The following is a 15234-nucleotide window of genomic DNA, read 5'->3' as shown; positions in this document are numbered from 1 at the left end:
TCTATATTTAAACTAAATGATGAAACCACAGGTAAAATGATAGCTGAAATTTCTGAAATGTACAAGCTTAAAAAGATAGCCCTTGTATACAATCATTATTTCCATATTCATTAACTAATTGACTGCCTGAAAATTCAAAATAAATAGAGATTTTATAACCATGATTTTCAAATCTATTATCTCAGCTATTCTGGTTGCCATATTGAGTTTAATTGGTATGCTATGTACACAGAGCGACAATTCAAACCTTGTGTATGCAGCATTATTCTGTTTACCTTATTTTATCTTAATTACTTTTTTATATTTTCGCTTTAATGGCATTCGCAGAAAACTAAACCTATTTGATAAACCTAATATTATCGTTGAGCTTGCTTATGGTTTTGTATTTTATATTGCCTTCTGCCTGCTTTTGCCTGTGTTGTTATTTGTGACTACACTAGGTGATGATTATGAGCACAAATTGTATGCTGATTTGGGAGGCCTCATTTTAGAAATCTTTCCTGTCATTTTAACGCTGAGTATCTTTTTGACAATTTTTAGCAGCATTATACTAACCTGGGCCATTAGATCATACAAAATATTACTACCTGTTATGATCGTATATATATTTTTCATATCTATTGTATACAGTATTTCTCAAAATAATAATAAAAAACAGGAAACTACAATTAGTACTGATCATATAAAGATATCTGGGGATGGATGGCGTGGCTCAATGAGTAATCCTGAAGCCTATCCCGTGCAGTTGTACAAAGGAATTTTTCTACTTTCTAATAATGAAAAGTACGAATTTACTTTTAATGAAGGAAACACTGTAAATTACAGAGCAAAATGGGGTGAAGATGGGGGTAATACGGATAAGAAAACAATGGCACTCCCAAAAGCGCTGGATCTTACCTGGTATTCATTTGCAGAAAATATTTTTTACCGGGTAAACGGTCCTATTGATTATAATAAACTACAAATGCTCTTCAATACGCCTTATGATGAGAAAAGAGGGGATAGAAAAATTCAGGAAAATTATAACAGTATTATTATGGGTTTTGCACCAGGAGGAGTATTAGTAGTTTGGGCAGGCAGCAGTGGTTATCGCCAAATAGAAATTGGACGTTACCAGGCAGAAAAGATCAGCATTACTAAACAAGTATCTTATAATGAAAAATTAAAATATGGTGATTTGTTTAACCAGGAATGGCGCAAAAAGTATTAACAGATACCACAATTATACCTTTCAAAACACAGCAGCTTACAAAAAACAAACCTATTCCTTATGGTTATTGGGATAAACTGCGAGTACGGTACAACTGGCGCCCAACATTTATAGTATCTCCCGAAATAAAAATTTATAATGCAGATTTTGGTTTTTATAATGCTGAACGCTATGTGTTTTCTGATGAAACTTTGCAAAATAACCTATACGAGGAACGTGCTATTCCTGAATATGTATACATTAAATGGTATGATAAAAATGACAATCGATGCGCAGTAGATTTTAAGTTTAATGAAGAGAAAATCTTTAAACAATTTGATGATTTTTTTAACCAGCAAAAAAATACCAAAGCCAAAATAGAATTTAATATCAATCAAAAGAATAAAACAGCAACCGCTATGCTAATAAACGGTGAAAATAAGTTATTACTTTTAGAAACCCCAATTATAGAATATGGTGAAAATTATTAAAAGATCTAAAGTGCAAAGCTAGTTTCCCCTCAGTGAAAGGCTCCCCTTTTTCCTGTTCTGCAAAAGATCCAAATGAGAAGCAATACACAGCCAAAATCAATATCTTTTTATGTTATTAATTTCGTTTTCTAAGAATTATTTATAGTACTTTGAACTTTTTTAGTAAGAGATTTAAATACCAAGTCATAAGAATGATCTATTAGTTTTAAAATCAGTTCTCTTTTTAAACCAGCTACAGCTACAGAATTCCAATGGGTTTTATTCATATGATAAGCTCCTGTAATTTGAGGATATTGCTCACGAAGTTCTGCACTCCATTCCGGGTCTGTCTTTACATTGATAGACAAAGGTTGTCTTTCAAGTCCCATCAGGAGAAACATTTTAGTATCTACTTTTAATACAAGGGTTTCGTTATCAAAAGGAAAACTCTCTGTAGTTGCTTTTTTCGCAAGGCAATAATCTAGTATTTCGTTGGCATCCATGGTTTTTTATGAGTAATTAATAATGAGTAATGTGACTAATAATAATTTATAAATGATAGACAAGATGTTTAATGATAAGATCTTTTATCTTTTATCTTTTATCTTTTATCTTTTATCTTTTATCTTTTATCTTTTATCTTTTATCTTTTATCTTTTATCTTTTATCTTTTATCTTTTATCTTTTATCTTTTATCTTTTAATCAAATTTAGTAAATTTAAGAAAGAAAATACCATTACATCAAAACCTATTGTTATGAAAGCTTTAGTAATCGGTGCTACAGGCGCCACAGGAAAAGATCTGGTTAATCAGTTACTCAATGACAAGGCTTTTGAGGAAGTCGATATTTTTGTAAGAAAACCTGTTAATATTGAAAATAATAAGCTAAAAGTTCATGTTGTGGATTTTGAAAAGCCAGAAGAATGGAAAGGAATGGTTAAAGGAGATGTTGCATTTTCATGTCTGGGAACTACTTTGAAGGATGCCGGAAGCAAAGATGCACAGAAAAAAGTAGATTTTGATTATCAATATGAATTTGCCAAAGCAGCCAAAGAGAATGAAGTAGAAGATTATATCCTGGTTTCAGCTTATGGAGCCAATCCTAAATCTAAGATTTTTTATTCCAAGATGAAGGGCGAACTTGAAGAAGCTGTGAAACAATTACATTTCAATAAAATTACCATTTTTAAACCCGGAATGCTTGAGCGGAAAGATTCTGAAAGAACGGGTGAAGTGCTGGGCAGCCGGATTATAAAATTTGCTAATAAATTAGGACTATTGGAAAGTCAGAAGCCTTTGCCTACTGATATTTTAGCAAAGGCCATGATTAATTCTTCCAAGATAAAAAGTAATGGCTACTCCAGTATCAAGCTGGGAAATATTTTTTGTTTTGCAGACAAGGTAATTGATAGATCATAAAAATTATACTAAAAAAAACTATGTAAATCCGTGCAATCTTTGGTAATTTTTATTTAACCACTGATTTTCGCAGATTGGCACAGATGCTTTGATTTAGTTTATATTTTATTTAAAGATCCGGAACAAAATATAATTTATTTTGTGGTCTTACTCCCCATGCTTTTTCCGAGTTTTTCATATTCAATATCATTAGGTTCCCAAAGCTCTATTTTATTCCCTTCGAGATCCATTATATGGACAAACTTTCCATATTCATAACTCTCAATTTTATCAAGAATCGTTACATTTTCTTTTTTTAGCTGTTCAACAAGCTTTTCAAGATCCTGTACACGATAATTAATCATGAAATCTTTTTCAGAAGGCTGGAAATATTTTGTTTTTTCACTAAAAAGGACTCCATTGGCTGAATCCCTTCTTAGAATTATCTGCTCCCTGATACCATTCAAAAACAGATCCATATTCATTGACTTCAAGACCTAAATGCTGCTGATACCATTCTCTTGTTTTTTTGGGATCTTTAGATTTAAAAAAGATACCCCCGATTCCTGTTACTCTTTTCAGATCATCAGATTCTTTTTCTGTAACAGCCTTAAAGGCAAATCCTGATAGAAAAGCGGTTACAATACAAACGGCAAAAAATATTTTTTTCATGAGTTACTATTTATTCAAAAATAAAAAAAGTGGATGATAACATCCACTCTGTATATAAATTTATTTTTTATTTATTTCAAATGCTTTGTAATTGATTCACTTGTTGGTCTTGTAGTACTTACATAGCTATCAATAAGTTTTCCATTCTCATCAATCAGGAATTTGGTAAAGTTCCAAAGGATACTGGTATTTTTTACTCCGTTTAATTCCTGCTCTGTTAAATATTTAAAGATAGGTGCCGTATCATCTCCTTTCACAGAGACTTTCGCTGCCATTGGGAATGTCACTCCATAGTTTTTCTGGCAGAATGTTCCGATTTCAGCATTGGTTCCCGGCTCCTGTCCCCCAAAGTTATTGGCTGGGAAACCTACGATTACCAATTTATCTTTATATTCTTCATATAGCTTTTCAAGATCTGCATACTGAGGAGTAAACCCGCACTCAGAAGCTGTGTTCACGATCAGGATCTTTTTTCCTTTGAAGTCTGCAAAGTTGATTTCCTTACCATCAAGGCTTTCTACTTTAAAGTCATATATTGTTTTTCCCATAAGTTCTTTGGTTTTTGCTTGAGAAATTTCACTTTTTTGATTGGTGCAGCTTTGCAGAATTGTGATAAAAGAAAGCAGCATTAAAAAAATATTTTTCATTTCTTATAAATTTAAGCAGCCGGAGCTGCAGATGAATTAAAACTTAAAGATATTCGCAGGAAACACCTTATTAATGTCTACTCTATTAAGCAACATCACATAATCGCCATCTTTTTTAGGACTTGAAGATTCTATTCTGAAAGGCATCGTAAGGTTTCCTACCTTTTTATAATCGGAATATACCACCGTTTCATCTTTTTTAATTTCCTTCAAAAGCATATAAGTCGTTGTATCAAAATAATACATATTCTTATTCACATTTTTGGTGAGTTCCACTTTATGACAATAGATATCCCCTACTTTTTCTTTTCCAAGATATTTGGCATCAAATCCTTTATTTTCCCAGTCAATAAAATCATTATCAAAACTTTCCGGAACATACTCAGGGTATACCTGAAGTTTATTGGCCGCATAATTCATTGCGTACCCTTTGTTTCCATCAAAACCTTCAATTGCCGTTTCTTTTCCACCGATTACAATGATTGTTTTGGTAAGATTCGGACGCTGCTGATAAATTTTTATAGGATATTCATCTTTGATTCCTAATACTACTTTTCCCTGCAACAATACGGAGTTTAAGAGTTTCCAGTTGGTTAATCCTCCGGATAATTCAATATTTTTATCTATAATTTCCTTTGCAGTTTGGCCATAATACAATGAACTTGTAACAGTAAAAAGGACTAAATATATTATTTTTTTCATTTAATTTTATTAAAATAGTTATTTAAAGAAGTTTGAAACTTAAGTCTAGCTTACTTTTCTATTTTTGAGAATCCAGATTTCCTTTTGCCTATTTAAAAATCAGCTCTCAGTCTTCTTTAAAACTTATTTATCAATTCAAATATAAGAGGAATTGGGATAAAAAGCAAAAAGACAAAAAAAGTAAAAATGAAATTATTCTATTTTCAAATTATCTCATTTTTAAATTTTCAAATTAAATTAACTTCCTAGCTTTTTCCAGGTCTTCCGGTGTATCAATGCCTACTCCAACGAAATTGGTTTCTATCATTTTAATCTTCATTCCGTATTCCAGATAACGGATGCATTCGATCTTTTCAGATATTTCCAATGGTTTCATTTCAAGTTTTGAAAACTGCAGTAAAGCCTCTTTTCTAAAGGCATATACTCCGATATGTTTAAAGTAACTTACCTCATAGGAGACTTCCCTGTGGAACGGAATTGCAGAACGGCTGAAATATAAAGCAAAACCATTATTATCAGTGATTACTTTTACATTATTTGGATTTTCTATTTCTTCTTTTTCAGACAGTTTTATTTTTAAGGAAGCCAGAGAAATCTCCTGTTGGACATCCTGTTTAAAAACTTCGATGAGCTGTTTCAAAGGTTCCAGTTTAAGAAAGGGTTCGTCTCCCTGAACATTAATCACGATATCACAATCTATGTTCTGTACGGCTTCGGCAATACGGTCGCTTCCTGTTTCATGTTGTCCTGTCATGACAGCTTTTCCACCATTTTTAGTGATTTCATCCAAGATGATTTCAGAATCCGTTGCTACAAATACTTCATCAAACAGCCCGGTTTCCACCACATTCTGATAAGTCGTGGTAATAACTGTTTTTTCACCCAGAATCTGCATCAGTTTTCCCGGAAAACGGCTGGCTTCATAACGTGCAGGGATGACAGCGATTATTTTCATTCAGTACAATATTATAATTAAGTTTTCAAGCCTATCTCCTCCAAAAAATGAATGATGTGGCTTATTCAGACCAAAAATAGTGAAAACTATTTTAGTTTGTTCTATAAAATGTGGTATTCTGCCTATTTTCCTCATTACATTCTATGATTTCTATCTTTTGTAAAAAACAAAATTCCCACATCTTCCATAAAGATGCGGGAATCGGATATAGATTTTTATTTAAATGAGTCAATAATTAGAAGAGGTTCAAAAGTAAAATAAAACAACCAAGTACCTCCTTCCTTGGAATGATAAGCATATTTAAAAAGAAAGCTTTACTCCTACCATATTGTATTCCCATTGGCGGGATGCCATAAGGTCAAATTTGTATTTTGTCTTTCCTATTGTTCCTTCTGATGAAGTATATCTGCTTTTTGAGATGGTTTTTCCAATAAAATATCCCATTAATAAAGCTAGTGGGTAGTCTGATGCCCAGTGAACTTTACTTTGCATCATTTGGAAACATAAAGCTCCGGCTAATGTATACCCTACAGGTTTAATCCATCTTGCATCAGGATAATTGTCTGCAATAACGGTAATCCCAGCCATAAACGTCGTTAAGTGTCCGGATGGCATTGCATCATAGTTTGAGGTATATTTACCGAATGCTGAAAAACTTGGAAATGGATTCCAGTCACCTCCTTTATTTCCATTTGCTTCTGCAATAAACGGGCTTTCTCTTCCGGTAATTCTTTTGATGGTTTGGGTGAAAACTCCGGAAAGGATTAAACTTTCCATTAATCCACTGGCTGTAGCCTGTGCCCTGTAGTCATTTTTAATTAAGCCATAGGTTCCAAATCCAATTCCAAGCAATACCAAGGTAGAACCATTTCCTATAAGATACAATGTAGATCCAATATCTTTAGGGATTTTGAAAACACCACCCAATTTAGTATAATTGTTATCTTTATCCATTCCCCATCTTTCTCCCAGCTCTCTTGAATTGTCAATTAATTTTTGGTCAAAAGGAAGAAGAATCAATGTTGAGGCAATAGCACCACCTAAATAGTAAGCATGATCTTTTGCTACAAAATCTTTATTGGTATTGATGAAGTTTCTGGGAAGTTTGGTTACAAAATCCAGCAGTTTAGGTTTGGGATATGTTCGTACAGAACCGTCTTTTAGTGTATAAGTTTGTACTTTGGGTAAATCCGGTGCTGGCGATAATTCTTTTACCTGCAGTGTATCTACCTCTTGCGAACATACCAGTATAGACATTGGCAGCAGCAAAAATCTCAATTTTTTCATCGTTGTTGTTTTCAACCCTGTTTATTCTTAGCTTATAAAGGGCTCAAAGATAATTCCTTGTTGACTTTATTACAAAATGTTTGATTGTTTTTTAATATTTATTTAATTTTTTCAGAAAATGGATACCCTGATTCAGTTTATATAATTGATCAGAAAAATGATTCCGTAAATCCAGAAAACATATAGAAATGAATAGAAAATCCCAAACCCAAGGCTTTTTATAATATTTCCTTTGCATTTACCCGAGTTTTTAAATACTAATCTGATTGCTCTGAAAAAAATCCAATATAACATAGCAGCCAAAACTAATAAAGCAGACCAAAAGAAAAGTCCTAAAAAATAAGAAAGAAATATAAGCACAATGGAAAATAGAATCCATACAATAACTGAAAGTATAGCACCACCTATTCCGTCTCCTACTACAGGAGGATCAAAGTCAAAACTACTAATCTCCGGTGCTTTATCAGCATATTTTCTTATTCTTTCTCTGTTTACAATATTTCCCACATTATCTTTTAGTTTCAGACCATAATACAATCCTAAGGTGATGAACAGGAAGAATACGCCTGCCAGAATAGAGGTTGATACAATAGAGTTTTGAAATAATGAACGATGATCTCCTTTTCCGGAAAGCCAAACACTGATGATTACTATTGTAATGACAGCCAGTGTGGAATAAAACAAATATTTTGTTTCAATTAAGGATTCTCTGGGAGGTTTCATGGTTTATAAAGGTATAAAAACGCTTCGACTCCGCTCAGCGTGACATTGTTTGTATGTTTAACAATCTCTTGCCGGGCGAAGTCGAAGTATATGTTTGTTTAAAATTATTTCAGATTATTCAAAGCAGCTTCTAGCTTCGGAAGCATTACTTTGATCTCATCTACAGCTAATCCACCAACGGAAGCGCGGAACCAAGGTTCAGATTTGTCTTCCCCAAATGCAGAGAATGGTACTAAAGCCACTCCTGCTTCATTGATTAAGTAGAAAACAAGGTCTGAAGAGTTTTCAATAACTGCTCCGTCAGGTTTTGTTTTCCCGATATAATCTAATTTAATCGTAAGGTAAAGAGCTCCCATAGGTTCGATACTGTCAACAGCTAAACCTTTTCCTTTCAGATCCTGAACTCCGCCGTGAAGAACTTTTAAACTTTCTTCCAATTTAGCTTTGAAATCTTCTACGAATACGTTTACGTTTTCAGGATTTTCATAGAATTTTGCAGTAGCTTCCTGTTCTGGTTTTGGAGCCCACGCTCCTACGTGTGTAAGAAGAGCTTTCATTTTATCAATGATGTGCGCAGGACCGAATCCCCATCCTACACGTACTCCTGTAGCTGCCAAACATTTTGAAATTCCATCAATATAGACCGTGTATTCTTTCATTTCTGGGAAAAGAGATACCGGATCTACGTGTTCAGCACCAAAAGTAAGGTTAGAATAGATTTGGTCGTACATTAAGTATAACGGTTTCTCATCTGCTCCTCTTTTTTTGTTTTCAGCAATTACCAATTCGCAGATTTCAGAAAGCTGTTCTCTTGTGAACATGGTTCCTGTTGGGTTCAATGGTGAGCAAAGCGCCAATAAGACTGCTCCGTCCAAATGAGGTCTTAAATCATCTGCTGTTGGAAGGAAATTGGTTTCAGGCTTTGTTTTTACTTCTACGGCATTCGCTGAAGTAAGGTAAGCATAGTGGTTGTTGTTCCAAGATGGTGTAGGATATACTACTTTATCTCCTTCATCTACAATTGTTTTGTATACTGCATAGATCAAAGGTCTTGATCCTGCTGTGATCAAAATATCGTTTGGAGAATAATCCAGGTTCCATCTGTTTTTTAAATCTTTGGAAACTTCTTTTCTTAAAGATAAAAGTCCGTTGGCAGGTGGATAGTTTGTCAGGTTATTCTGATAGGCTTTCTGAATCTCTTCCTTTAGCAATGCCGGAATAGGATAGATATTAGAATTCAGGTCACCAATAGTAAGATTGGCAATTTCTGCTCCTTTTGCTTTTAGATCATTTACTTCGTTACCAATTTTTACAATTTCAGAACCAATCAGGTTCGCTGCTAATTTTGAGACTTTCACTTTATTTCTTATTTAAAATTTACTAATATTATCTTCTCAGATTAATTTTTTTTTCTATTTGATCCACAGGTAAGTGAGCATCATAAGCGGTTATTAATTCTTTAGTTTTTTTTGCGACAGCAGAGTTTGGATATTTTTTGATGAGCGTATTATAAGCTTCTCTTTTATCATCATAAATTTTTCCTTCCTCATTGTTATAAATACGATCGCTATCCATTCCCAAAAGATAATCCAGCAAATAATTGTGATAATTATCCTTTGCTTTCTTTATCAATTGACTTTTGGGATATTTATTGATGAAATTCTCCCATTCTATCAATCGGTCTCCCAATTCTTCCCAGGTAATCAAAAGTCCCCCATCCACAGCATAATTTTCTTTATTGTCTTTTGCCAGCTGTGAGATATAAGCTCCATAATCAGGAGTTACTTTATTTTTAAAGATAGATTCATAATATCCTGACAGCGAATGAATTTCCGTAAGCCCTTCTCCCATTTCACGGAATTCAAGACCTACTTTATCCAGTTCAGCAGCGATTTTCTTTATATTCTCTGGCAAATGTTCAGTTCCTGGTTCGCTTGTATGATAATCAATATATTTATCAAGTATCTCCGTTTGTGAAACATTTAAACAATCAGTGTATTTATCTCTGATTTTCACATAATCTTCGTACACTTTGTTGTTCTGCTCCGGACTGTTTCCTGCGATCTCCTTGTCTATTTTAGTACGATACCATTGTAAAGCTGTAATATAGTCTTCCGTTTTATTGCTGGCAGAGCAAGCTGTATCAATAGGTTTGTACTGATTCTCTTTGGTTTCGTTTTTAACTATTGAGTCGTTTGCAGATTTCCTATCCGGAACTGCAGCCTCCTTTTACAGGAAGCTACAGCTACAGACAGTATGCAAACTGCTATTATTTTTTTAATCATATTGCTTTATCAGATGATTAATCCAGTTTTAAATCTGTTTTAACCGCCTGAATTTTAGCTTCCAGTGATTTTAATTTATCTTTAAAATCTGCTTCAGAAGAGATGGCGTCTTTTACTGAAACATAGAATTTAATTTTTGGTTCTGTTCCTGATGGTCTTACACAAACTTTAGTTCCATCCTGAGTATAATAAATCAATACATTAGACTGTGGAATTTCGTTCATCACTTTTTTCTCTCCTGATGAAATGGTAAGACTTGTCTGTTCCTTGAAGTCTTTCACTTCTTCCACTAACGAACCTGCCAATTCTTTTGGAGGGTTTTCGCGGAAGTTTTTCATCATATTCTGAATTTCTTCAGCACCTTCTTTTCCTTTTCTTACGATGTTTACCAATCCTTCATAATACATTCCAAGGTCTTCATAGATCTCAATCATGTACTGATACATGGTTTTGCCATTAGCTTTACACCAAGCTGCAATTTCGCATGCTACAAGGATACTTCCACAAGAATCCTTATCACGAACAAAGTCTCCGGTCATGAAACCGAAACTTTCTTCTCCACCACATACAAATTTCTGAGTTCCTTCTGCTTCACGGATCATTTTTCCAATCCATTTGAATCCTGTAAGACCCACTTTACACTCAACTCCGAATTTCTGTGCAATATCATAGAAAATATCTGAAGTTACGATGGTAGAACCAATGAATTCTTTTCCAGTAATTCTTCCTTGTTTTCTCCATTCATTCAGGATATAATAGGTAAGAATGGTATTGGTTTGGTTACCATTCAACAACTGCATTTCGCCATCCAGGTTTCTTACGGCAATTCCTAATCTGTCACCATCCGGGTCTGTTCCGATCACGATATCAGCATTGGTAATTTTTGCAAGATCCATTGCCATTTCCAATGCTGCAGGCTCTTCCGGGTTTGGAGAGTCTACGGTTGGGAAATTTCCACTCGGGATCATTTGCTCTTTTACCAGATCTACTTTTTTGAAACCTGCTTTTGCTAAAGCTTTAGGAATTGTAGTATAAGTTGTCCCGTGAATAGAAGTGAAAACAATATTTAAGTTTTCTTTTCCTTCATTCTGGTATGTAGAGTTTTCAATACATGCATCAATATACACATCATCCTGCTCCTCTCCGATCCATTCGATCAGATCATCATTTCCGTTGAATTTAATTTCTTCGAATTTTACAGAATAAACTTCTTTGATAATCGCTTCATCGTTTGGCGGAACGATCTGTGCTCCGTCATTCCAGTATACTTTGTACCCGTTATATTCAGGTGGGTTGTGAGAGGCCGTTAATACAATTCCTCCGTTACATTTTTTATCGCGAACCGTGAAAGAAAGTTCTGGAGTGGGTCTGTGATCTTTGAAAAGCAATACTTTAATTCCGTTTGCTGTTAAAACATCTGCTACCAGTTTCCCGAATTCTTTCGAATTGTGACGAACGTCATAGGCAATGGCTACTTTAATTTCTTCTCCTTTGAACTGCTCCAGCATATAGTTTGCTAATCCCTGAGTTGCCTGTCCTAATGTATATTTATTTAAGCGGTTCGTTCCTACTCCCATAATCCCACGCATTCCTCCTGTTCCGAATTCCAGTTCTCTGTAGAAAGAATCCTCTAAATCAGGAGAATTACTATCGATTAATGCCTGTACAGCATTTCTCGTTTCTGCATCGAATGTATCACTTAACCAAAGTTTCGCTTTTTCTAATGTATTCATATTTAGTTTAGTTTGGAAGCTGGAGGCTGGAAGAGGGATGTTATTTTTGTCCCGGATTCAACCTTTCAGCTTTTTGATTTATTATTTTGTCTTTAATTAGGCTGGAAGTGAGAAGCTGGGAGATGGAAGATATTACATTCCCTGATTCAGACCTCTGCCTTTTATTGATTTTTAAATTTAATTAAAAAAACGGAAAAGAAGTTCTGCCAACTAGAATTATCTCCAGCTTCCGGCTCCCATCTTCCAGCCATTAATCTTTTATCTGATTTCTAAAAGCTATAATTTGATTCATTAAATTATAACTTTCATTATAAAATTGATTAAACTCTATTTCTGTAATATACTTTCTATTTTTTGCTTTATATAAGCAGGTTACTGTTTCTGCCAAAGAGCGGATCGAGTATCCTAAAAATTTTTTAAATTCTAATTTTGACTGTAAAATACTTCCTTCAGAAATATTCAACGCTATAGAATCTACGGCTCTCCTTATTTGTGAAGTAAGATTAAATGCTTCATCTTTTGGAAAACCTTGAGACAAATTGAAAATCTCCTCTCCGAAATCCATTGATTTCTGCCAGATTACCAATTTTTCAAATTTGAAGCTCATGTGTTTATTTTATTAGGCTGGAAGTGAGAAGCTGGGAGATGGAAGATATTGCATTCCCTGATTCAGACTTCTGCCTTTTATTGATTTTTAAATTTAATTAAAAAAACGGAAAAGAAGTTCTGCCAACTAGAATTACCTCCAGCTTCCGGCTCCCATCTTCCAGCCTTTTACTCTAATTTCTTATTCTCAACTTTCGTTGTTTTCTCTACTTTAAATGCTCTGATCGGGTCATTATAGTAAATAAATTTTGCTGTATTCTGAATATTTCCTTTTAAAGAGTCTTTTACATTCACCTCCGCATAGTTTCCATTTTTGGAGTCGATATTCAGATTGGTAATTTTCCAATACGGTGCAATTAAACTTGCAGTATCAGAAATCTTTATCACTGCATCCTTTGTTAATCCTAAAAAGTTAGCACGGCTTCTGTTATGCATTTCCACTTCTGCCCTTCTTGTATTGACAGATCCCATGAAACTTGCATTGTTCTTCATATTCAGTCTGAAATTATCTGTTTTAATTTCGCTTGAAATATTCACTTCCACAGAGTCGGAAACGGCTACTTTTTCAAGATTATATTTTGAATAGATCGTTACATTGTAGAAGTCTACACCTTTGGTTCCTCTTTTTTCTTTGATAGAAAGGGTTTTATCCTTTACATCTACGTCAAGGTTATTGGCAACATTGGGATAGGTTTCTATTTCCACAAAGTTTTTGGGACCTTTGGCATAAAATACACGGAATTTACCGTTCAGATCCAGATTAACAAATTCCGGAACATCCACATCCTTCTTTTCAATATTTCCTTTTGGAGAAACTTTCCCGCAGGAAACCACTGCAACCAGCATCAATGTGTATAGTACTTTTTTCATATTTAATTTCAAATATTCTACTGATGATCATGATGATCTATTTTATTGAAAGTTTTCCGGGCTTTCAATAATATGTTTTAACAAAAATAGGATTAAAATTTCTAAAAATCTTTGTCTTTTGACAATAAAATACCTGATAATTTTCAATTTTTAGTTTCCATATGGTGGCCATTTTTTATAGACAGCAATAAAAAAACACCCAATAAATGGATGTTCTTCTTTTATATTCTGATTTTACCTAATCTTTTTTAAGCTTTCCAAAAGATATTATTTAATCCTTATATCACCTTAATAATATTTTCAATATAAATATACTTTCTAACCACTCCAAATCTTAGCTATTTTTGTTTATCCAGTTTAATCTTTTTACCTCTAAAAAATTGCAAAACAATCAATAATGAGAGTAATATTGGGAATAGCTTATTGATCATTGATCAAATGTCATATCGAAAATATCTACTTGTACTTTTGGGATTTTCTGCTCTAAATTACCTTTCTTAAGATATACTTTACCGGTTTTAAAATCTGGTGAAAGTTTTAAATGGATCTCAAAATCTTTCTTCCCTATTTTTGCATAAAAATCTTTAAATAATTTTACAAGCTCCTGCTCACGACCTCTTTGTATCTCGTATGTCTGCTTTTGAGGCTCTTGTCCATTTACATTACCAGGATAGATGCGAATGGTAAATTTCCTTCCGGCAGAAGTTTCAAATTCTCCATCGATCTCCAATGGGATTGCTTTGGGAGAGGCCTTCGTTAAGTAATCTATTTCAGAGATACATCGTGCATTCTCTCCATTGATATAGTTGACTATTATATCTTTTTCTTTTAAATCAAAGGAATTATTAAAATCTGCTACCTTAAAAGTATAGCTCCATGGATAATGGAGGTTAATATCTTTCCAAATCTGGGTATTGATTCTTTTTTCTGAAATTTCCTGCTGCGTTTGGAGAGGCATTTTACTTTGATAATATTTTACATCATCTTTTCTTTCTGCATTTGTATGATTTCCTAAATCAGTCCATTGCAACGAATGGCTTTCTTTCGCTAAAAAATCACCAACTAAGAGAGAATTCCCTCCTAATAAATAAAGAAATACCTGCCCACCAGGAGCAAGGGCTATTTTAAAATATTTATAATTAGAACTTTCTTTACAGTTTAATCCTTCTTTAAAAAGTCCAGACAATTTTTCATAATCCAATTTAAAATCGCCTTCATAAAACTTGTCTTCCGCATAAGAAAACCATTTGATTTTCATACCGAAAGGAATGGGTCTATATTGCTCTCCTACAATCATAACTCCGGAATCTCCATTCCACCATTGAGATTGCAAAACCTACCTGCTAGGAATTCCAGCGATACCTTCTCCCTTATTATCATAAAAGGATCCATCTACAATTTCCATATTATATCCCATATCGGCAGTTGTCAAAATCAGCCATTCGTACTTATTGTTCATATTATTTATTTTTTCGCAGCCACTACAAAAGAAAGCAATCAAAATTGATATAATTATATTTTTCATAGTATTAAACATCAAAACAAAAACAGGTTAGTAAAACATAGAAAATAAGATAAATATTTATTAAAAATAATCGATGCCTCTTTTTTCTATAAAAAATTATTGTTTCAAGGACAATATATCCAAAAACACCTAAACAAAAGATACTACTCAATATAAAAAATAAATAGCCTGA

General features: G+C 33.6%; 18 protein-coding genes. 3 read left to right on the top strand and 15 right to left on the bottom strand.

Annotation, left to right across the window (positions count from 1 at the left end):
* Window positions 1-160 precede the first annotated feature (160 nt).
* Window positions 161-1210 (top strand): DUF2931 family protein, encoded by a 1050-nt coding sequence (locus tag H5J24_RS09130; protein ID WP_232816237.1) that lies wholly within the window; start codon window positions 161-163, stop codon window positions 1208-1210.
* Window positions 1192-1680 (top strand): hypothetical protein, encoded by a 489-nt coding sequence (locus H5J24_RS09125; RefSeq protein WP_232816236.1) that lies wholly within the window; start codon window positions 1192-1194, stop codon window positions 1678-1680. Before H5J24_RS09130 ends, H5J24_RS09125 begins: the two co-directional genes overlap by 19 nt.
* Window positions 1681-1808: 128 nt before the next feature.
* On the opposite strand, the gene H5J24_RS09120 is transcribed toward H5J24_RS09125, so the two are convergent.
* Window positions 1809-2162, bottom strand: coding sequence for an MmcQ/YjbR family DNA-binding protein (locus H5J24_RS09120; protein ID WP_068943449.1), 354 nt, complete (start codon window positions 2160-2162; stop codon window positions 1809-1811).
* Window positions 2163-2415: 253 nt separating this feature from the next.
* Between H5J24_RS09120 and H5J24_RS09115 the strand changes: the two genes are divergently transcribed.
* Window positions 2416-3078: an NAD(P)H-binding protein gene (locus H5J24_RS09115; RefSeq protein ID WP_068945111.1), complete on the top strand. Its 663-nt coding sequence runs from the start codon at window positions 2416-2418 to the stop codon at window positions 3076-3078.
* Window positions 3079-3212: 134 nt separating this feature from the next.
* On the opposite strand, the gene H5J24_RS25920 is transcribed toward H5J24_RS09115, so the two are convergent.
* The 14 genes from H5J24_RS25920 to H5J24_RS25545 form a co-directional block, all read right to left on the bottom strand.
* A complete protein-coding gene (locus tag H5J24_RS25920; protein ID WP_346729968.1) occupies window positions 3213-3422 on the bottom strand; it encodes a VOC family protein in 210 nt (69 codons plus the stop codon).
* Between the two features lie 40 nt (window positions 3423-3462).
* The gene (locus H5J24_RS25915; protein ID WP_346729967.1) at window positions 3463-3729 is read right to left on the bottom strand and encodes a VOC family protein; all 267 of its coding nucleotides are present in this window, start codon (window positions 3727-3729) and stop codon (window positions 3463-3465) included.
* Between the two features lie 71 nt (window positions 3730-3800).
* A complete protein-coding gene (locus tag H5J24_RS09105) occupies window positions 3801-4376 on the bottom strand; it encodes a glutathione peroxidase (RefSeq protein ID WP_068943450.1) in 576 nt (191 codons plus the stop codon).
* A 36-nt stretch (window positions 4377-4412) separates the two neighbouring features.
* On the bottom strand, window positions 4413-5078 hold the full coding sequence (locus tag H5J24_RS09100; RefSeq protein WP_068943451.1) for a histidine kinase: 666 nt from the start codon (window positions 5076-5078) through the stop codon (window positions 4413-4415).
* A 232-nt stretch (window positions 5079-5310) separates the two neighbouring features.
* Window positions 5311-6033 (bottom strand): 3-deoxy-manno-octulosonate cytidylyltransferase, encoded by a 723-nt coding sequence (gene kdsB / locus H5J24_RS09095; RefSeq protein ID WP_068943452.1) that lies wholly within the window; start codon window positions 6031-6033, stop codon window positions 5311-5313.
* A 300-nt stretch (window positions 6034-6333) separates the two neighbouring features.
* The gene (locus H5J24_RS09090) at window positions 6334-7320 is read right to left on the bottom strand and encodes a phosphatase PAP2 family protein (RefSeq protein WP_068943453.1); all 987 of its coding nucleotides are present in this window, start codon (window positions 7318-7320) and stop codon (window positions 6334-6336) included.
* Between the two features lie 132 nt (window positions 7321-7452).
* Window positions 7453-8043, bottom strand: a complete 591-nt coding sequence (locus H5J24_RS09085) for a hypothetical protein (RefSeq protein ID WP_068943454.1) — start codon at window positions 8041-8043, stop codon at window positions 7453-7455.
* Window positions 8044-8147: 104 nt separating this feature from the next.
* Window positions 8148-9401: a pyridoxal phosphate-dependent aminotransferase gene (locus H5J24_RS09080; RefSeq protein ID WP_068943455.1), complete on the bottom strand. Its 1254-nt coding sequence runs from the start codon at window positions 9399-9401 to the stop codon at window positions 8148-8150.
* Window positions 9402-9429: 28 nt separating this feature from the next.
* On the bottom strand, window positions 9430-10074 hold the full coding sequence (locus H5J24_RS09075) for a hypothetical protein (RefSeq protein WP_232816235.1): 645 nt from the start codon (window positions 10072-10074) through the stop codon (window positions 9430-9432).
* A gap of 271 nt (window positions 10075-10345) precedes the next feature.
* Window positions 10346-12061, bottom strand: coding sequence for a phospho-sugar mutase (locus tag H5J24_RS09070; RefSeq protein WP_068943457.1), 1716 nt, complete (start codon window positions 12059-12061; stop codon window positions 10346-10348).
* A gap of 250 nt (window positions 12062-12311) precedes the next feature.
* The gene (locus H5J24_RS09065; RefSeq protein WP_068943458.1) at window positions 12312-12668 is read right to left on the bottom strand and encodes a four helix bundle protein; all 357 of its coding nucleotides are present in this window, start codon (window positions 12666-12668) and stop codon (window positions 12312-12314) included.
* 167 nt (window positions 12669-12835) lie between these two features.
* Window positions 12836-13537, bottom strand: coding sequence for a GIN domain-containing protein (locus H5J24_RS09060; protein WP_068943459.1), 702 nt, complete (start codon window positions 13535-13537; stop codon window positions 12836-12838).
* Window positions 13538-13964: 427 nt separating this feature from the next.
* Window positions 13965-14870 (bottom strand): DUF2931 family protein, encoded by a 906-nt coding sequence (locus H5J24_RS09055; protein WP_141395689.1) that lies wholly within the window; start codon window positions 14868-14870, stop codon window positions 13965-13967.
* Between the two features lie 3 nt (window positions 14871-14873).
* A complete protein-coding gene (locus H5J24_RS25545; protein ID WP_262495881.1) occupies window positions 14874-14996 on the bottom strand; it encodes a hypothetical protein in 123 nt (40 codons plus the stop codon).
* Window positions 14997-15234: the final 238 nt, after the last annotated feature.

It is taken from the genome of Chryseobacterium capnotolerans, from assembly GCF_021278965.1.
Lineage (GTDB): Bacteria > Bacteroidota > Bacteroidia > Flavobacteriales > Weeksellaceae > Chryseobacterium > Chryseobacterium capnotolerans.
Note: the sequence above shows the minus strand (reverse complement) of the source record. Positions and strands in the feature narration are given on the sequence as shown.